The following is an 18,733-nucleotide window of genomic DNA, read 5'->3' on the forward strand; positions in this document are numbered from 1 at the left end:
GACGGAGTGGGTGGGGGCCGGTCACGCCGCTCCCGGCGCATGCCGCGCCCGGTCAGCGGCTTCGCCTCGTCGGCTCGGTTCTCTACAGTGCCCGGGTGTCACCGCGTCTCGCCGGCGAGACAGACCGAACCTTCTCGGTGGGGATCGGCCCCTTGATTCCACGATCACGGACACCCCACCATTGGCCTCTCCGGTCCAGTCCCGGGGAGATGACGGTGCGGGAAAACCATGGCTGACGATCACTCGGTCTTCACCGCCACGGCCGACGGCGAGCGACGGCGTCTGCTGCTCGACCTGGCCGCGCAGGGGCCGGTGCACCGGGTCACCCTGCCCAGCGGCAGCCCGGCCTGGCTGGTCACCGGCTACGACGAGGCGCGTGCGGCGCTCACCGACTCCCGCCTGATGCGGTACGCCTACGGCGGGACGTATGCGAAAGAGCTTCCGGAGCTGAACCGGGCCTTGGACCAGCACATGCTCCTGGAGGATCCGCCCGAGCACACCAGGCTGCGCAAGCTGGTCGCGGTCGCGTTCACCAGGCGCCGGGTCGAGCAGTTGGAGCCGGTCGTCGAGAAGATCTCGGCCGAGCTGATCGACGAGGTCCGCGCGGCGCTCGAAGCGGGTGAGACCGTCGACCTGGTCTCGGCGTACGCCTTCCGGTTCTCCTTCCGGACCATGTGCGAACTGGTGGGCATCCCGGCTTCGGAGGAGCAGCGACTCGGCTCGTTGTTCTCGGTGCTCACGCGGGGCACCGCGGCCCCGCTCGAGGAGTACCGGTCCGCCGGCACCGCGATGACGGCGCTCATCGGCGGCCTCATCGACGAACGGCGCAGAGGCCCGTGCGGCGACCTGCTGTCGGCTCTCGTCGCGGCCGACGACGGCGGCGATCGGCTGAGTCCCGACGAACTGGTCTCGATGGTCTACCTGATCATGGTGGCCGGGCACGAGACGACCGCGGCCCTGATCACCAACGGCCTACTGCTCCTGCTACGACATCCGGACCAGCTCGCCGCGCTGCGCGCCGCACCGGAGACGATCGGCACCACGATCGAGGAGATCCTCCGGTACGACGGACCGGTGCAGTCGACCTTTCCGTCCTTCGCCGTCGAGGACTTCGAACTGGGCGGGCACAAGATCTCGGTCGGCGACGTGGTCACGGTGTCCCCGATCGCGGCCAGCCTCGACCGGACCGGGCCCGGTCACCCGACCGGCTTCGACGTCACCCGCCAATCCCCCGCCCACTTGGCGTTCGGGCACGGCATCCACTACTGCATCGGCGCACCCTTGGCCCGCTTGGAGGGCCGCATCGCGTTCCGCGACCTGCTCGACCGTCTCCCCGACCTGGAACTGGCCGACGAACCCCGAACCCGAGTCCCCTCCGTGATCATCAACCGCCTCACCGCCCTACCCGTCCGCCAGGCCACCGCCTGATCCGACGACGGCGCCGAATCGGCGAGTCCAGCCAGCGTCAGCTCGCCACCTCTGGTGTCGGCCTACGATTTTTCGACGCAGAAGCAGGGCCACCCGCCAACAGTTGACCCTGCTTTGACCTGTGGAAACTCGCCTTTCAGCCCTTCAGGAGCTGCCGCGCCATGACGATGCGCTGGACCTGGTTCGTACCCTCGTAGATCTGGGTGATCTTGGCGTCTCGCATCATGCGCTCGACCGGGTAGTCGCGGGTGTAGCCGTAGCCGCCCAGGATCTGGACCGCGTCGGTGGTGATCTCCATGGCTGCGTCGGAGGCGAAGCACTTGGCCGCGGCGCCGAAGTAGGTCAGGTCGGCGTCGCCGCGTTCGCTCTTGCCGGCCGCCGCGTAGGTGAGCTGCCGCGCCGCCTCCAGTTTCATGCCCATGTCGGCGAGCATGAACTGCAGGCCCTGGAAGTCGGCGATCGGCTTGCCGAACTGTTTGCGCTCCTTGGCGTAGGAGAGCGCGAAGTCCAGGGCCCCCTGGGCGATACCGAGGGCCTGAGCCGCGATGGTGACCCGGGTGTGGTCGAGGGTCTTCATCGCGGTGGCGAAGCCGGTGCCCTCGTCGCCGATGATCCGGTCGGCGGGGATGCGCACGTTGTCGAAGTAGACCTCGCGGGTCGGGGAGCCTTTGATGCCGAGTTTCTTCTCGGGAGCCCCGAAGCTCACACCGACGTCGGATTTCTCCACCACGAACGCGGAGATGCCGCGGGAGCGGGCGGCCGGGTCGGTGACCGCGAAGACCGTGTAGTACTCGGAGACGCCGGCGTTGGTGATCCAGCGCTTGACGCCGTTGAGCACCCAGTGGTCGCCGTCGCGGACCGCGCGGGTGGTCATCGACGCGGCGTCGGAACCGGCTTCCGGCTCGGACAGGCAGTAGGAGAACATGCCCTCGCCGGCGGCGACCTTCGTCAGATAACGCTGTTTGAGGTCTTCGGAGGCGGCCAGGATCAGTGGCATGGTGCCGAGTTTGTTGACCGCCGGGATCAGGGAGGACGAGGCGCACGCGCGGGCCACTTCCTCGATCACGATCGCGGTGGCGAGGGCGTCGGCGCCGGCTCCGCCGTACTCGACCGGGATGTGTGGGGCGTGGAAGTCGGAGGCGCGCAAGGCGTCGTACGACGCCTTGGGGAACTCTCCGGTCTCGTCGGCCTCGGCGGCGTGCGGGGCGACCCGCGCGTCACAGATCTCGCGCACGGCGGCGCGGATCGTCTCGTGGTCCTCCGGAAGACGGTAGACGTCGAAGTCAGCCATTTCCTTAACCTTCCCTAAGCCGGTCCCGAGGCCATGTTACCGGCGCGTAGCGTGGCCTGGGCAATAGAGTCCGATGTGCCGAATATCGCCGCCCGGACCTGGGCATCCTGCAAAACGGCCGGTTTCCACAGATCTCCACCCGGTTGAGACTGTTCTAATGAGGTGTCATAGCGGCATGCTCTAACTACAGAGAGCGGCTGGTCTAGGAGGTTCTGTGGCGAAGGCTGACGAGCCCGATCACCTTGATGATCAACTGTCCCGCATCGACGCCTCCATAGCGGATCTCAAGATCCGCGACATGGCGGCGGCCGCTGAGCGGACCACGATCGCCAGCAAGCTTCAGGCCGCCATGTTCCAGCGCGACATCCTCGCGCACTCGCACGCCCAGAAGCAGCAGAAAGGCGCCAAGGTCCGGCGGACCGCCGCCCGCCGCAAGACACCCGGCGACTTCCCGCCCCCGCCGCCACCGGGGATGCCGCACGCCGACCGGGCCGAACCCGAGGCCCGAGCCGAACCGGCGGTCGCCACCGAGAGCGCGCCCCTGCTGGTCGACGATCCGCCGCCGGCCGAGCGGGTCGCGCCGCCCCGGCCACCCCGGCGGCCACCGCTGGCCACCATGGAGCACCCGCCCGAGGCCTCCACCCAGTCGGTGCAGAACATCCTGCTCGGCCTGGGCGCGCTCCTGCTCGGTGTGGCGGCCGTGGTGTTCGCGGGAGTCGCGGTCTCCAACCCGTTCGCGCGGACGCTGATCCTGGCCCTGATCACCGGCATCGCCCTAGCCGTGGCGCCGGGAGTGGCTCGCCGGGGGCTGTCCTCGACCGGTGAGACGGTCGCCGCGATCGGTCTGATCCTGCTGCCGATGACGCTGTACGCGCTGCACGACAGCCCACTGATCGGTGGCGACGTACCACTCTCGCTCTATCTGGGTGTCACCTTCGCGATCACCGCGGTGGCCGCGTTCGCCTACGCCGGTGCCACCCGGCTGGCCGCGCCACGCTACGCGACGGTGATCGCCACCCAGCCGGTCGCGCCGCTGCTGGCGTACCCGCTGATCCAGAGCCCGGCCGGCTGGGGCGTCGCGCTGACCGCCGTCGCCCTGCTGGACCTGCTGCTGCTGACCACGGTGATCCGGACCGGTCGTCTGGTGCCGCGCTGGCCGCTGGGCCGGCCGGCGGCCACCGAGGACGATCTGACCCGCCCCGAGTCCCAGCCGGAGGAGCCCGACTTCGTCTTCGCGGGAGCACGACGGTCCCGCTGGTCGCTGTTCCCCGGGCCGCAGGCGGCCAGCCCGCCGTCGGCCGACTGGCTGCGGGAGCTGACGTTCGCCCTGCTCTGCCTCGCGTGCGCGGGCGCGCTGCTCAACTCCTCGGTGGCCCTGTTGCAGGCCCAGGTGGTGGCGGACGCGCTGCGCTCCGGCCTGATCCTGGTGGCCGCCGCCCTGACCGGGGTGGCGGCGGCCCGGCTGCTGCGCAATCCGTTCGCGATGAACGTGGCCGGTGCCGTGCTGACCCTCGCGGTGATCGGGGCGATGGCCCGGATCGCCGGAGTGATCGCGCCGAACTGGAGTGTGGTGGCCGCCGCCGCGACCGTCGCTGTCGCCGGAGCCGTGGTCGTCCAACTGCCGGAGGCGGTGCGCCGCGGCCCGCAGTGGGCGTCCACCGGCGCGCTCGCCCTGATCGGCCTGGTCGTCGGGGTGGGCGCACTCCGGGCGGCGATCGCCCCGGTCGCCGCGGCGCGGCCGATCTGGGACGCCGACACCACGGTGTACGCGCAACGGCTCGCCGAGGCGGTCGGCCCGAGTGGCTGGCTGCTGGCGTTCAGCGCGCTGCTGATGACGATCGGTGCCGCTCTGGCGCTGCCGACCACGATCCGGCACGAGGGCGCCGTCATCGGTATCGCGGTGACCGCCCTGTCGGTACCCGCTTCGCTGGGTCTGCCCTGGTCGGAGGCCCCGTGGCCGCTGGTGCTGGCGGCGATCGGCCTGGGTGCGGCCGGGTTGTGGGCGGACACCCGCCGGATCGCGATCACCCATGTGGCCGCGGCCGGGGTGGTCGGCGTCTTCGGCGCCGGTGCGGCGCTGAGCGCGTCCTGGCTGACCGCGGCGGTGCTGACCGCGCTGGCCGGGGCCGGGGTGATGGTCGCGATCGCGGCCAGACAGATCCCGGTGCGGCTGTTCGCCTGGACGGTCGGTGACTGGGCCGCGGGCGCTGCCGCGCTGGCCGTCCCGGGTGCCGCGGTGACGGCGGCACTCGCCGTCTCGGATCCGGGTGGCGGTCCGCCGCCGAACGCGGGTTCCACCGTCCCGGCGCTGGCCGCCGGGTTCCTCGCGGTCGCCGCGACGCTCAGCTACGCGGCCGTCTTCCAGGTGGCCCGGCGGGAGATCAGCCTGCCGCTGACCGCCGGGACCGGGCTGGGCGCGGTCGCGATGGCGCTGGCCGCGCTCTTCGCGCCCGGCGCCGAGGCTCCGGACGTCTGGGTGGGCGCGCTCCTGCTCACCGCGGCCGGCCTGCTGTTCTTCGCCAAATCGATCGACAACCGAGGGCGTACGGACCGGGTGCTGGACGGCCCGGACATCGCCGCCGCGGCCGCCACCGTGGCGATCTGTGGCGCTCTCGCCCGGGTCGCCGCTCTGGCTTTCCCCGCCGCGCCGCTGGCCGTGGCCGCGGTGATGGTGATGCTGGTCGGCATGGGCGTGATGGTCCTTCCGGACGACTGGCGTCCCGGCCCGGCCCGTGGTCTGGGAATCGCCGCCCTGCTGGTCGGCGCGATCGCCGGTTACCTGGCGCTGGTCGGCGGGCTGAAAGTGCTGTCGCTGCCCGGCCCGCTGTGGGCGGCCGATCTGAACGCTTACCCGGTGACCGCGCCGGACGGCGCGTGGCAGGCCCCGTTCGCGCTGGTCGCGATCGCGATCACGGCCGCGATAGCGATGCCCAGACCGTGGTCGCCGTACGCATCCGGGCTGGCCGCCGCTCTGGCCGCCATCGCCGTTCCGTACTCGTTCGGTCTCCCCTGGTGGTCCGCACTGGTCGTCGGCACGGCCGTCGCGGTCGCCTACGGCCTGGGCGCCGTCGCGGCGAACGAGGCGCACTCGGCGCGCGCCCGGGCCGGGGTCGCCGCCGTGGTGCTGCTGCACGCCACCACGGCCGGGCTGGCCCGCCCGTGGTCGACGGCGCTGGCCCTGCTGATCGTGGTGCTTCTCGGGGTGCTGGTCGCGGCGATGGCCCGGATCCCGACGCGGGCTCCGGCGACCTCGTTCGAGGAGTCCACGGAGACCCCTGCCGAGAGGGAGCGGGTGCTGCCCCGGCACCGGGCGCAGATCGGCGGCGCGGCCACCGCTTCGGTGCTGCTCGCCCTGCCGGGTTTCCTGGCCGCGATCGCCGCCGATCAGGGGCACGGCATCCAGGTGGTGCTGACCGCGGCGCTGGCCGGTTCGACGCTGGGCCTGGCGATCCTCGCCGCACTGGGCCGTTTCCTCCCGCAGTACCTCCCCTGGGCGACGATCGGTGTGGTGCTGGGCGCTTCGGTGACCGCACTGGCGTGTGTGCCGACCGACTATCCGGCCGCGCTGTACGCGGCCGCCGCGGCGCTGGTCGGGGTGCTCGCCGAGATGCTGCGCGCGGCGGTCCCGCCGCCATCGCCGGAGCCACGGATCGCCCGGTTCGACGACAGTCCGGCCGCCAGCCGCTACCTGCGGATCCGGCATTCCGGCTGGGGTGAGCGCTGGCTCGCCGATCCGGCCACCGGTGCCGTGATGCTGGCGCTGCTGCCCACCCTGTTGGCACTGTTCTCGCTGGCCCCGGCGTTGCGGGCGGCGCTGATCGACCCGCTGGACCAGCTCTCGGCGATCTGGGACGGACCGGTCCCGGCACTCGTCGATCCGGCCGTCGGCACCGTGGACGGCACCAGCGCCCTGGCGGCGATCCTGCTCACCGGCGCGGCGGCGCTCGCCGCGGTCGGGTTCGGCGGCCGGGCGGCCGAAGCGGTGCCGGTGATCCTGCCGGGTGTCGCGCTCACGCTGCTGATCACCCCGATCGCACTGGACGCCCCGTTCCCGGCGGCCACCGGGGCGGCGCTGGTGGTCTTCACCATCGCGATGCTGGGCCTGGCGCTGACCCCGCCGCCGGTCGCCGTCCGGGCACCGATCCTGCGGCTCACCCGCAGCGCGGTCTTCGTGATCGGCCTGCTCGCCGGAGGGGCGGGCCTGGCCGGGAGCCTGGCCCGGGAGCCGTTGACCCTGTTCACGCTGGGCAGTGCGGTCGGCGTCGGGCTGGTCGCGGCACTCAACGGCCGGTCCCGGGTGGCCCGGCTGCTGGGCTGGCTGTTCGCGGCCCTGATGGGGCAGATGTTCGTGCTCGCGGTGTCGCTGTCGGCCGGGCTGGAACGGCACTGGGCGGCGTTCGGGGTGCTGGCCGTGGGCGCGGGACTGCTGTCGCTGGAGGCGGCGCTGCCGCGGCTCGGGCTGACCCAGTACCGGGCCGAGGCGATCACCGTCGAATGGTGCGGTTACGCGTCGGCGGCCATCGCCGGGGTGCTGGCGTTCGGCTCACCGGCCCATCTGGCGGCGCTGCTGGCGGCCTGGGGCGCGGTGCTCGGCCTGACGGCGTCCCGGCCGGACCGCAGCGAGAGTCAGCGGCGCACACTGTTCTGGGTGGCGGTCGGGTTCGAGATCGTCGGCTGGTGGCTGTTCATCACACTGGCCGAGGTGGGGCTGCCGGAGGCGTACACGCTGCCGTTCGCGGCCCTGGCTCTTGCCGTCGGCGTGGTGGAGGCGCATCACCGGCCCGATCTGAGCAGCTGGGCGGCCTACGGCCCGGCGCTGCTGGCGGCGTTCGTGCCGACGATCGGGATCGTGCTGGCCGGCAACGGCGGCGACCTGCGGGCGGTGCTGCTCCTGCTGGGGGCGGTGATCACGCTGCTGATCGGGTCGCGGACCCGCCAGCAGGCGCCGGTGGTGGTCGGCACGGTCGCCACCGTGGTCGCGGCGCTGGCGTTCGCGTTCACCGTCGGCGGCCCGTGGCTGATGCTGATCCCAGTCGGTGTGGTGCTGCTCTTCCTCGGCGCCTCGAGCGAGAACCGGCGCCGTACCCAGGAATTCCGCGAGGTCCTGGCCAAGATGCGCTGACCGGTGTGGTGACTCGGGGTTTGTTTTGCGCCCCGAGTCACCGCGCGGTTTCAGCCCATCAGCTGCTTGCGCAGCGCCGCGTCCTTCTCCTCGACCATCTGTTCCAGGCCCTTCTGGAAGTTCGCCATCCGCTCGCGCAACGCGGAGTCCGCAGCGCCGAGGATCCGCACCGCCAGCAGGCCGGCGTTGCGTGCCCCGCCGATCGACACCGTCGCCACCGGCACCCCGGCCGGCATCTGCACGATCGACAGCAGCGAGTCCATCCCGTCCAGATATTTCAACGGCACCGGCACGCCGATCACCGGCAGCGGGGTCAGCGAAGCCACCATGCCCGGCAGGTGAGCAGCGCCGCCCGCCCCGGCGATGATGGTCTGGATGCCCCGGCCGGCCGCCGACTCGGCGTAATCGACCATCTTCCGCACCGTGCGGTGTGCCGAGACCACCCCGACCTCGAACGGCACCTCGAACTCGGCGAGCGCGACCGCCGCCGCCTCCATGGTGGGCCAATCCGAGTCGCTGCCCATGATGATGCCGACGCGCGGGGACATCTAAACGCCTTCCTGAAGCCACTTCGCGGCGCGGGCTGCTCGTGCCCGCACCTTCTCGAGATCGTCGCCGAGCACGGTCACGTGACCGATCTTGCGGCCCGGCCGGACCTGCTTGCCGTAGAGGTGGACGCGGGCGTCCGGCACTTCGGCGAACAGGTGGTGCAGCCGCTCGTCGATGCTGATGCCGCCGGGTTCGCCACCCAGCACGTTCGCCATCACCACCACCGGGGCGGCCAGTCCGGTCGACCCCATCGGATAGTCCAGCACGGCCCGCAGATGCTGTTCGAACTGCGAGGTCCGGGCCCCTTCGATGGTCCAGTGACCGGAGTTGTGCGGGCGCATGGCCAGCTCGTTCACCACGATGCCGTCAGCGGTCTCGAACAGTTCCACGGCCAGCAGGCCGACCACACCGAGCGCGTTGGCCAGATCGATGGCGAGCTGCTGCGCTTCCAGGGCGAGGTCGTCGGACAGGCCCGGCGCGGGGGCGATCACCTCGACGCAGATGCCGTCCTGCTGCACGGTCTCGACCACCGGGTAGGCCGCGACCTGCCCGAACGGGGACCGGGCCACCAGAGCCGCCAACTCGCGCCGGAGCGGGACCTTCTCCTCGACGATCAGCGGGACACCTGTCGACACCAGATCGTCGGCGGCCTCACGGGAGCCGACCATCCAGACGCCGCGCCCGTCGTACCCACCTCGGGTCGCCTTGGCCACCACCGGCCAGGAACCGGCCGCGAAGGCCTCGATCTCCTCGCCCGAAGTGACCCGCGCCCACCGCGGAACCGGGGCTTTCAAAGCCGCCAGGCGCTCCCGCATCAGGCCCTTGTCCTGGGCGAAGACCAGCGCCTTCGAACCAGGGAAGATCTTCACGCCTTCGGCCTCGAGCGCCTCGATGTGCTCGGTGGGCACCTGCTCGTGGTCGAAGGTGACGGCGTCGCACCCTTTCGCGAACTCCCGCAGAGCCGCGAGATCGGTGTGCGTGCCGATCGGCACATCGGCCGCGACCAGCGCGGCACTGTCATCAGGCTTCTCACTGAGCACACGCAGTGACTGGCCGAGGGAAATGGCGGCCTGGTGGGTCATCCGGGCCAGCTGGCCGCCCCCCACCATGCCGACTACAGGCAGACCGGTTCGGTTATCCATCGCCCGGCCAGCCTAGCGACGCCGCAGTTCAACCCCCAAGTCAACCCCGGTCGCCGGTACGCCGGGGAAAAGCGCCAGTGGTCGCGGCGCGCAACCGACCGTCAGCCCGCGCGGGCCCCCGCTCGTTCAGCCCGCGCGGCCCCCGCTCGCTCAGCCCGCGTGGTCGCGTTCGCTCAGCCCGCGTGGTCGCGGAGGCGTTCCACCAGGTCAGCCGGCGTGGTGACCGGACGGTCGCAGACGAACCCGCGGCAGACGTAGGCCGTGGCGGCGCCGTCGCGCAACGGCCGGTCCGCCAGCAGCGGAACCCCGGCCCGATCCGGCTCGCCGACCACGATCACCGAGCCACCGGGCGCATGCCGGAAAGCCGCCGCCACCAGCGGATCCGCCGGATCGGTGGTAGCCACAGCGATCTCGAACGGCCCGGCGAGAGCCGCCTCGGCGACGGTCGCCGCATATCCGGCGAACCGCGGATGCCCACTGACCAGCGGCCCGAGCGTGGCCAGCGCCGCGTCGGCCGCCTCCCGATAGGCGGTCTCCCCGCTCAGCGCGGCGTAGCCGACGAGAGCCGCGCAGACCGCCGACGCCCCCGACGGCGTGGCGTTGTCGGTCGGGTCGGCGGGCCGGGTGAGCAACTTCTCCGCGTCGTCGGCGGTGTCGTAGAACCCGCCCTTCCCAGTCGGAAAGTGCGCCAGCGCCACGTCCAGCAATTCCCGGGCCAGATCGAGCCAGCGCGGCTCAGCGGTCACCTGGTACACGGCGAGGAAGGCCTCGGCCACACACCCGTAGTCCTCCAGCACCCCGGCGGGCTCCCCCACCACCCCGTCCCGGGAGACCCGGCGCAGCCGCCCGCCGACCAGATGCCGATCAGCAAGCACTTCGGCCAGCGTGATCGCCGCCGCGCGCGAGGACACGGAACCGGTGAGGATGCCGTGCTCAGCCAGGGCGGTGATCGCCAGCCCGTTCCAGGAGGCGACCACCTTGTCGTCCCGGCCCGGCTGGGGACGCTCCGCCCGGGCGCCCAGCAGACGCTGCCGGACGTCACGCCAGCGTTCGACAAGTGCCGGATCCGCCTCGTCGATGTCCCGGGCCAGCACCAGGACACTCGTCCCGTGTTCGAACGTGCCCGCCGCGGTGACCCGGAACAGGTCGGCGGCCCACTTCCCGTCGTCGTCGCCCAGCGTCTCGATCAGCTGCGCGGGCGTCCACGCATAGGTCAGCCCTTCGACACCCGAGGTGTCGGCGTCCAGCGCCGAGGCGAGACCGCCCTCCGGGGTACCGAGGTCACGCAGCAGGAAGGCGGCGGTCTCGTCAGCGATGCGGCGCGCGAAGACATCACCGGTGAGACGCCACAACTGGGTGTACGCCCGGAGCAGCAGCGCATTGTCGTACAGCATCTTCTCGAAGTGCGGCACGACCCAACGGGCATCCACTGAATACCGGGCGAACCCACCCGCGAGCTGGTCGTAGATGCCACCCCGGCCCATCTGCTCGCAGGCGTGCCGGACGATCTCCAGCGCCTCCGCCGACCCGGTCCGCTCGTAGTGCCGAAGCAGGAACAGCAGGTTCATGTGCGGCGGAAACTTGGGTGCCCCACCGAATCCACCGGCCTGCTCGTCCTGCTCCCCCGCCAGCCCGGCAGCCGCCGAGGCGAGGAGTTCCGCCGAGATCGGCGCGGTAGGCCCGCCGACGAGCTGCGCCCCGCCCACCGCCTGAACCACCGCGGCTCCCTGCGCGACGATGTCCGCCCGCTGGTCCCGCCAGGCGGTGGTGACCGATGTCAGCAGCCGCGCGAAGTCATCCTTGCCGAAATAGGTCCCACAGTAGAACGGCTCCCCGTCCGGAGTGGCGAAAACCGTCATCGGCCAGCCACCCTGCCCGGTCATGGCCTGGGTGGCGGTCATGTAAACGGCGTCAACGTCCGGCCGCTCCTCCCGATCCACCTTGATCGCCACGAACGCACCGTTCAGCTGAGCAGCGATCCCCTCGTCCTCAAACGACTCGTGAGCCATCACATGACACCAGTGACAGGCCGAGTATCCGACGGAGATCAGAACCGGGACATCCCGGCGGCGCGCTTCATCGAAGGCCGCCTCTCCCCAGGGCCACCAGTCGACGGGATTGTCCTTGTGCTGCAACAGATAGGGCGACGTTGCACTGCCGAGCCGGTTGGCCATCCCTGCCACTCCTGATCTTGACGTTCGTGGGTTGGGGGGCGGTCCCGTAGTTCCATTCAATCCACGAGTTAATCACACGAGTTTCTCGACGGCTCGATTTACCGGTCGCCACACCAGGGTGCGAGTTTCACCCGGTTTTACGGTCTCGCTGCACGGCTCCTTCCGCCTCGACACCCTCCTGGACTGGAAGGACCGCATCCTGGCAAGCGGAGTTGTACGCACCCGATGCCAACAGCCGCCAGTGGATCATCCGGTTCAAATCCAACGAGACGGGCCAGTGGGAGTGGACGACCCGGAACGCGGATGACGAGACCGAAGCCCGGGAGATCTTCGCCGCGACCGAGAAGTACCTGGACGGCAACGGCCACGTCCCGGCGAGGACAGTCGAAGCGGTGGCCGGGCTGTCCGCACCATCGAGGGCCGCGAGTCCAAACTCCGTCGGCGCATCCGCCCCGTCATCGGAGACGTTCCGGCAGGTAGGTGGCGGGCGGTCATCGATCACGCGCGCCAGACGGTCAACTCCGCCGCGGGCCTGCAGGACGTACGGTCGATGTTGTCGGCCATGCGCGTGAATGAGTCCGGCGTGAGCCGGGCCACCCGATTAACCTTCGAAGATGAAGCTCAAGATGCCGAGCCGGGTGCAGTGGCTGATGATCGCGGCCGTGGCGGTGGCGATCGTGCTGGTCATGGGCAACCGGGACCGGTCCGCCGAGCCCGAGGCCGCGGGCCGGCTTGACGACGCGGCGAAGACCACCTGCGACTCGTTCGCCAAGAGCTATCCCGGCGCCAAGACCAAGACCGCCCGGCTGGCTCTGGCCGACCGGACGCTCGCCTCCTCGGCGCGCACCGACAACGACGCCATCTCGAAGCGGGCCGGCGACCTGGGCCGTAACGCCGACGACGGGGCGACGTGGAAGTCCAGTGCGGACGCCCTCATCGGCGCCTGCCAGAACGCCGGGTGGACCACCCCATGATCGCAAGCGGTCCACCCCGGACGTGCGGTCAGGCGGCGGCGGGAGCGTCCCAGAAGACGTAGACCGCGCCGTACTTCACCTTGACGACCTGGCCGGCCGTGCAGGTGCCGGCCGGTGCGACGCCGCCGGAGGTGCGGAGCCGGCTGATGAAGTCGGCCTTGCCGAGGATGCCGGTGCCGGTGTGGCTGTTGATCGTCAGCAGCAGCTCGGGGATGGTGCCGGCCTTGTCCACGGCGGCGGTCTTGGTCGCGGTGACCAGCGACTTGTCCCGCAGCGACTGCCAGCTCGGGCCGCCGAAGTGGTGGATCCGGCCGCCGGTGCCGACGAGCTGCGCCTCCGGAGTGGAGCCAGCGGTGTAACCACCGGTCGCGGCACCCGCCGCGACGACGCAGGTGTAGTTCTGGGTGCCGTCGGTCACGACGTAGGCGCCGATCGGCCGGGAACCCTTGGGCGGCTTGATCGCGGCCGCGATGCCCGGGATGGACACGGCGCGGGCGTCGGCCCCGACCGCAGCGGGGGCGACCGGCGCGGTCTCGGCCGCGGAGGCGTTGAAGGTGACGGTGCCGATTCCGGCGACGACCGCCGCCATCCCGATGCCGGCGAGCGCGCGCACACGGGAACGTTTGGTGTTGAGCATGAGATTTCCCCCCTGGGAATCTGGTGGGCGGGCTGGAGCGGCCCGCCGACCCGATTCACGGGGCCGATCAGGAAACAGATCAAGATCAATCAACTATTGGTACGTTCGGGCCATACCGATTGCCCGAAAGTATGATTACCGACCGGTAAGCAACCGATTCACGTTTGCCACGACAAGTGGACAAAAGCTCAGGAAGCCCCGTCGGTACGGAGTTGCTTGACGTTCGACGGAGCCGACCGGGCCAGCTGTGTCAGGGCCTGCACGATCTTGTCGGCGGGCATCGGCTTGCAGAAGTGGTAACCCTGCGCGGACGGGCAGCCCAGCGCGATCAGAGCGGCCCGCTGTTCGATCGTCTCGATGCCCTCGGCCACCACCCGCACCCCCAGCCGGGCACCCAGCTCGACCGCGCCACGGACCACCGCGCCGGCCGCCGCCGAGTCGATCATCTCGTCCACGAAGGACCGGTCGATCTTGATCTCGTCGACCGGCATCCGGGTGACCGACGACAACGACGAGAACCCGGTGCCGAAGTCGTCCAGCGACACCTGCACCCCGGACGCGCGCAACCGGGCCAGCACCTCGTCCACGATGTCCTGCTCACTGACCGCCACCGATTCGGTGATCTCCAGGACCAACCGCGAAGCGGGCGTACGGTGCCGGCGCAGCGCTTCGGTGACCTGCGCCGGGAACGTCGGGTCGGTGAGACTGCGCGCCGACACGTTGACCGAGACCGGCACCTCGATCCCGCTCGCCGTCCAGTCCGCGGCCGAGGCCAGCGCCAGGTCGAGCACCCGCCGGGTGAACGGGATGAGCAGCTCGCTGCGCTCCACCAGCGGCAGGAACTCGCCCGGCGACAGGTGGCCACGCCGCGGGTGCCGCCAGCGGACCAGTGCCTCCACTCCGGTCGGTTCGGCGGTGACCAGGTCGACGGCGGGTTGCAGGTGCAACAGGATCTGGTCGTCGACGGCGAACGCGTCCTGCAGGTCGGCGAGCAGGGCCAGCCGATCGGTGTTGCTGACGTCCTGACCGCTGTCGTACGTCCCGACGGTGATGCCCATCTCCTTGGCACCGCCGACCGCCAGCGAGGCCCGGCGCAGCAGCTCACCCACTTCGGACTCGCCGGCCGGGGAGACGGCCACCCCGACGGTCACCTCGATGGAGAGCCGGACCCCGGCCACCTCCATCGGCAGGCGGAGCTGTTCGACCAGTTCCCGGGCCCGGCGCAGGGCCGTCGGCAGCGAGTTGGGTTCGCCGTGCCGCCAGGCCGCCGAGTCGATGAGCGTGGCGACCGGGACGAGCAGGGCGAACTCGTCGTCCCCGGTGCGCGCGACCAGTTCGCCACCGCGGGCCAGGTCGGTGAGCCGTTCGCCGATCAGTCGCAGCACCTCGTCGCCGCCGGCGTGCCCGAGGGTGCTGTTGACCTCCCGGAAGCCGACGATGTCGAGCAGCAGCAGCGCCACGGGCTGGGCCCGGTCGAGCGAGCGCAGCAGCGGATCACCCTCCGAACCCAGCGCGGTCCGGTTGATCAGCCCGGTGAGCGGGTCGTGCACCCGGAAGTGGGCGGCGGCCGAGTCCAGGTCGGCGATGTGCTGATGGGTGGCGGCGTCGCGCAGGGCACCGGCCAGGGCCTCGCCGTACGCCGCGATGGCCGCCTCGTCACGCGGGACCGGCAGGCCGGGCTCGCCGAGCCAGACGGTGAGCTCACCGACCGGGCGGCCGGCCACCGTCATGCTGCGGGTGATCGCCGGGCCGGAGCGGGTGCCGGAGACACCTTCGAGGCCGGGTCCGTCCTGGGCGTAGCGCCGCCGGCCGTGGCCGGTGCGGACCTCCAGCTCGGCCCGCCGGGCACCGAAGACGTCCAGGGCACCGCGCAGGCCGGCCCGGGCCACTTCGGCCTCGCTGAAGCCGGGCAGCCGGGCGGTGGCGGCGGCGTACGCCTCCCACATCCGGCGTTCCTCGGCGGCGCGCAGGTGGAAGCGGTAGGTGCGGTGCAGCAGCCACAGCACCGGACCGAAGGCGAGCAGCCAGAGCGGCTCCCGGACCAGCGCGTAGACGGCCAGGACACCGACGATCACGTTGCCGACCGACATCGGCAGCTTGGCGTAGAGCACCCGCGCGGCGATCTGGCCGGGCTGGGCGTCGCGGTGCAGCATCAGGGTCAGCACGACCAGTCCGAAGGTGATCGCCAGGTAGGTGCCCGCGCCGGCCGCCAGGGCCAGCGGGAGCCGGGCGCTGTGCACCGGGACGTCCCCGGCCAGCAGCGAGGTGACCAGCGCCGCTCCGGCGACACCGAGCGTCATCGAGGCGACCAGGTGCACGATCTCGGCGGCGTTGCGCAGCCCGGTGAGCCAGGCGAGCAGCAGCCAGGCGGCTCCGGTGCCGGCCAGGGTGGCGGCGGGAAGCCAGCCCGCCGGGGCGACCACGAAACCGACCACGACGGCCGCCTCGGCCCAGCTGACCGAGATCGCGTCCGGCCCGAGACGGAACCGGAGGCCGGCGAGCTGGGCGATGGCGGCGAGCACCGCGGCGACGCAGACCCCGTCGATCGGGGAGAGCGGGCGGCCACTCACCTCGGGCACCGGCTGAAGGGCGCCGAGGACCACGGCTGCGGCGGCGGCGATCACCACCACGACGGTGAGGATGCGGACCGGGCGGGGGTTCCGCCACCATTCCCGGAGGGCGTTCACGAGACCGCTCCGCGGTGCACGGCCCGGTGCACATCTGTCTGCACGTGCATCTCGGTTACGGAGAGTTTGCGCCGGACAGTGTGCATGTCGGCGCCCCCTTCCGCGCAGGGTCCAGGGACGGTGCAGTCCCCGGCGGAAGGCTAAATCAATCCCGCAGAACGCAACAGGGCTTGACGGGGCCGAGACGGACACACTCGCCGCGCGACGGCCCAAACCACCCGGCGCGGGCGAGGGCCGAAACGGTCAGGACCGCTCCGCGCCGCTACCGGCCGCGGATCCGCTCGGTTCGTCGCGCACGCCCGCGACCTCGGCATCCTCGGCCTGAGCAGCGGTCTCCGATCGACCGGGCTCGACCTCCGCGGCCGTTGCGGCGGCGGATCGCTCCGGACCGTCGCCGGTCCGGGCGATCTCTGCCACACGTTCGCGCTCGCCCGCAACCTCAAAACTGTCGGGAAGCCGACGAATGCGCTTGTTCATGTTGCGGATCAACAGAACCGTCGCCACACACATGAGGACGATGAGGAACAGCCCCATCGGGCCGGCCAGGCCGCCCGATCGGGTGTCGCCGAAGTTGTTGACCGCAAATAAGTCCACGCCTGAAGGGTACTGCTCAGTGGGCGTCGGCCTTCTCGCGGATCCCCGCGAACAGGTCGGACTCCGGAATCGGGCTGTCGACGAACGAGCGGGCGAGCTCGAAGTCCTCGGTGGGCCACACCTTCTGCTGCATCTCCAGCGGGATGTGGAACCAGAACCCGTCCGGGTCGACCTGAGTGGCGTGCGCGCGCAACGCGTCGTCACGAACAGAGAAGTACTCTCCGCATTCGACCCGGGTGGTGAGCTTGTCGCCCCGGTCCTGCCGCTCCGACCACTTCTCCAGCCACTCCGCGTACGGCGACTCCAGGCCCGCCGCGAGCATCCCCTCGTGCAGGGCGAGCATCCGCGACCGGGTCCAGCCGGAGTTGTAGTACAGCTTCGACGGCTGCCACGGCTCGCCCAGCTCCGGGTAGAGCTCCGGGTCCCCGGCCGCGTCGAAGGCGACCACCGAGATGTTGTGACACATGATGTGGTCGGGGTGCGGGTAGCCGCCGTTCTCGTCATAGGTCGTCATGACGTGCGGACGGAACTCGCGGATCAGCTTGATCAGCGGTTTCGCCGCCTCTTTCGGGTCCTGCAGGCCGAAACAGCCCTCCGGCAGCGGGGGCAGCGGGTCGCCCTCGGGCAGGCCGGAGTCGACGAAGCCGAGCCAGGCCTGATCGACGCCGAGGATCTCGCGCGCCTTGTCCATCTCGGCGCGACGGATCTCGGTGATGTTCGCGAGCACCTCCGGCCGGTCCATCTTGGGGTTGAGGACGCTGCCTCGTTCCCCGCCGGTACAGGTGGCGACCAGCACCTGGACGCCCTCGGCGACATATTTCGCCATGGCGGCCGCACCCTTGCTCGACTCGTCGTCGGGGTGCGCGTGCACAGTCATCAGACGCAATTGCTCGGCCACGGTGTTGAAGATCCTCTCGACCAGGCCTGCCGGAGGCGGGCCGGGATCGGCTGCGAAGATGGAACCCTGCCATTCTTGCCGATCCCACTGACAAGAACTGCACGAGAGGGCGACAGGTGAGCGAGACGCACGCCACAACACCGGTCTTCCCGCCGGGCCGCTACGGCCGGCGACGTGAAGGTGGGCCCCGCCGACTGCTCCCGATCGTGGGGACTCTGGTGTTCGTGCTCGCCCTGGGCGCGGTCACCTGGGGCTACTACGCGCGGTACGGGAACACCGACTACACCGCCGACATCATCGGCTGGGACGAGCCCTCGGACCGGGAGATGGTGATCGAGTTCCGGGTCCGGGTCCCGGAGGGTGGTGCCGCGACGTGCATGCTGCGGGCCCGCGACTACGACGGGTTCGAGGTGGGCCGCCGGGCGGTCACCGTTCCGGCCCCGGACGGCGGCGGCTCGGTGGAGGTCCGGGAACCGGTGCCGACCGAGTCGCGGGGTTCGGTGGGCGACGTGATGGGCTGCCGGGCGGCCGGCTGACCCGGCCTCGCCAGGATCCGACAACGTTTCGCCTTCCGGCCGGGGCGCACACCGCTGGTAAGCTTGGTGATTCGCTGCGTTCAACACCTCACGTTTTCGTCGGGTGTTTCCGCCCCATATGCAGCGTCCTTTGCCCAGTTCCAGCAAGGAGATCGACCGTGTCCAGTTCCGAGGCGCCGAAGACCTGGCTCTCCCAGGACGCTCACGACCGGCTACAGGCCGAACTCGACGAGTTGATCGCCAACCGGCCGGCCGTGTCCGCGGAGATCAACGCCCGGCGCGAGGAGGGCGACCTTCGTGAGAACGGCGGCTACCACGCCGCCCGCGAGGAGCAGAGCCGCCAGGAAGGCCGGATCCTGTACTTGAAGGAGTTCCTGCGCAACTCGGAGATCGGCGAGGTCCAGGCCTCCGACACGATCACCGCGGGCTCGGTCGTGACGATCTACTTCGACGACGACCAGAGTGACACCGAGACCTTCCTGCTCGGTTCCCGGGAGATCTCCTCCACCACGAAACTCACCGTGTACAGCCCCGAGTCGGCGCTGGGCAAGGCCATCCTCGGCGCCCGCCCCGGCCAGACCGTGACCTACACGGCCCCCAGTGGCGCCGACATCAAGGTCACCGTGGTCGAGTTCGGCCCGTTCGAGGGCTGATCCCCCTGCACGTCGAGGCCCGCGGCGCCACCGCCGCGGGCCTTCGCA

The 18,733-nt window shown here is 71.0% G+C and carries 13 protein-coding genes; 5 read left to right on the forward strand and 8 right to left on the reverse strand.

Translation table 11 applies throughout. The annotated features are described in order from the left end of the window. Nucleotides 1–228 precede the first annotated feature (228 nt). Entirely contained in the window at nucleotides 229–1,428 is a 1,200-nt protein-coding gene (locus BLU81_RS29120) for a cytochrome P450 family protein (RefSeq protein WP_092548243.1), read from the forward strand. Between the two features lie 136 nt (nucleotides 1,429–1,564). Here the strand turns inward: BLU81_RS29120 and BLU81_RS29125 are convergent, their stop codons facing one another. After that, complete coding sequence (locus tag BLU81_RS29125; RefSeq protein ID WP_092548246.1) at nucleotides 1,565–2,719, reverse strand: acyl-CoA dehydrogenase family protein; 1,155 nt, start codon at nucleotides 2,717–2,719, stop codon at nucleotides 1,565–1,567. Between the two features lie 214 nt (nucleotides 2,720–2,933). Here BLU81_RS29125 and BLU81_RS29130 point away from each other — a divergent pair, with 214 nt between their 5' ends. Next, nucleotides 2,934–7,841: an SCO7613 C-terminal domain-containing membrane protein gene (locus BLU81_RS29130; RefSeq protein ID WP_092548249.1), complete on the forward strand. Its 4,908-nt coding sequence runs from the start codon at nucleotides 2,934–2,936 to the stop codon at nucleotides 7,839–7,841. Nucleotides 7,842–7,891: 50 nt separating this feature from the next. Here the strand turns inward: BLU81_RS29130 and purE are convergent, their stop codons facing one another. The 3 genes from purE to BLU81_RS29145 form a co-directional block, all read right to left on the reverse strand. Next, entirely contained in the window at nucleotides 7,892–8,389 is a 498-nt protein-coding gene (gene purE / locus BLU81_RS29135) for a 5-(carboxyamino)imidazole ribonucleotide mutase (protein WP_092548252.1), read from the reverse strand. Then, nucleotides 8,390–9,532: a 5-(carboxyamino)imidazole ribonucleotide synthase gene (locus tag BLU81_RS29140; protein WP_092548255.1), complete on the reverse strand. Its 1,143-nt coding sequence runs from the start codon at nucleotides 9,530–9,532 to the stop codon at nucleotides 8,390–8,392. 173 nt (nucleotides 9,533–9,705) lie between these two features. Further along, nucleotides 9,706–11,706: a thioredoxin domain-containing protein gene (locus BLU81_RS29145; RefSeq protein WP_092548258.1), complete on the reverse strand. Its 2,001-nt coding sequence runs from the start codon at nucleotides 11,704–11,706 to the stop codon at nucleotides 9,706–9,708. Between the two features lie 614 nt (nucleotides 11,707–12,320). Here BLU81_RS29145 and BLU81_RS29155 point away from each other — a divergent pair. Continuing rightward, the gene (locus tag BLU81_RS29155) at nucleotides 12,321–12,680 is read left to right on the forward strand and encodes a hypothetical protein (RefSeq protein WP_092548264.1); all 360 of its coding nucleotides are present in this window, start codon (nucleotides 12,321–12,323) and stop codon (nucleotides 12,678–12,680) included. A 28-nt stretch (nucleotides 12,681–12,708) separates the two neighbouring features. Here BLU81_RS29155 and BLU81_RS29160 read toward each other — a convergent pair whose 3' ends face one another. The 4 genes from BLU81_RS29160 to mca form a co-directional block, all read right to left on the reverse strand. After that, on the reverse strand, nucleotides 12,709–13,317 hold the full coding sequence (locus BLU81_RS29160; RefSeq protein WP_092548267.1) for a DUF3455 domain-containing protein: 609 nt from the start codon (nucleotides 13,315–13,317) through the stop codon (nucleotides 12,709–12,711). Between the two features lie 188 nt (nucleotides 13,318–13,505). Then, complete coding sequence (locus BLU81_RS29165; protein ID WP_092548270.1) at nucleotides 13,506–16,004, reverse strand: bifunctional diguanylate cyclase/phosphodiesterase; 2,499 nt, start codon at nucleotides 16,002–16,004, stop codon at nucleotides 13,506–13,508. 243 nt (nucleotides 16,005–16,247) lie between these two features. Next, nucleotides 16,248–16,598 carry a hypothetical protein gene (locus tag BLU81_RS29170; protein ID WP_092548273.1) on the reverse strand — a complete coding sequence of 117 codons (351 nt, stop codon included), beginning with the start codon at nucleotides 16,596–16,598 and terminating at the stop codon, nucleotides 16,248–16,250. A gap of 16 nt (nucleotides 16,599–16,614) precedes the next feature. After that, nucleotides 16,615–17,496, reverse strand: coding sequence for a mycothiol conjugate amidase Mca (gene mca, locus BLU81_RS29175; protein WP_092548276.1), 882 nt, complete (start codon nucleotides 17,494–17,496; stop codon nucleotides 16,615–16,617). A gap of 116 nt (nucleotides 17,497–17,612) precedes the next feature. On the opposite strand from mca, the gene BLU81_RS29180 reads away from it, so the two are divergent. Both BLU81_RS29180 and greA read left to right on the forward strand, forming a co-directional pair. Continuing rightward, a complete protein-coding gene (locus tag BLU81_RS29180) occupies nucleotides 17,613–18,032 on the forward strand; it encodes a DUF4307 domain-containing protein (protein ID WP_092548279.1) in 420 nt (139 codons plus the stop codon). A 158-nt stretch (nucleotides 18,033–18,190) separates the two neighbouring features. Then, nucleotides 18,191–18,685, forward strand: coding sequence for a transcription elongation factor GreA (gene greA, locus BLU81_RS29185; RefSeq protein ID WP_092548282.1), 495 nt, complete (start codon nucleotides 18,191–18,193; stop codon nucleotides 18,683–18,685). Nucleotides 18,686–18,733: the final 48 nt, after the last annotated feature.

Origin of the sequence: Actinoplanes derwentensis, assembly GCF_900104725.1 — a bacterium.
Classification (GTDB): domain Bacteria; phylum Actinomycetota; class Actinomycetes; order Mycobacteriales; family Micromonosporaceae; genus Actinoplanes; species Actinoplanes derwentensis.

Bases quoted from the DNA above. Each gene is read 5' to 3' on its own strand.
- BLU81_RS29120 (WP_092548243.1), top strand. From the start codon at position 229: ATGGCTGACGATCACTCGGTCTTCACCGCCACGGCCGACGGCGAGCGA.
- BLU81_RS29125 (WP_092548246.1), bottom strand. From the start codon at position 2,719: ATGGCTGACTTCGACGTCTACCGTCTTCCGGAGGACCACGAGACGATC.
- purE (WP_092548252.1), bottom strand. From the start codon at position 8,389: ATGTCCCCGCGCGTCGGCATCATCATGGGCAGCGACTCGGATTGGCCC.
- BLU81_RS29140 (WP_092548255.1), bottom strand. From the start codon at position 9,532: ATGGATAACCGAACCGGTCTGCCTGTAGTCGGCATGGTGGGGGGCGGC.
- BLU81_RS29145 (WP_092548258.1), bottom strand. From the start codon at position 11,706: ATGGCCAACCGGCTCGGCAGTGCAACGTCGCCCTATCTGTTGCAGCAC.
- BLU81_RS29155 (WP_092548264.1), top strand. From the start codon at position 12,321: ATGAAGCTCAAGATGCCGAGCCGGGTGCAGTGGCTGATGATCGCGGCC.
- BLU81_RS29160 (WP_092548267.1), bottom strand. From the start codon at position 13,317: ATGCTCAACACCAAACGTTCCCGTGTGCGCGCGCTCGCCGGCATCGGG.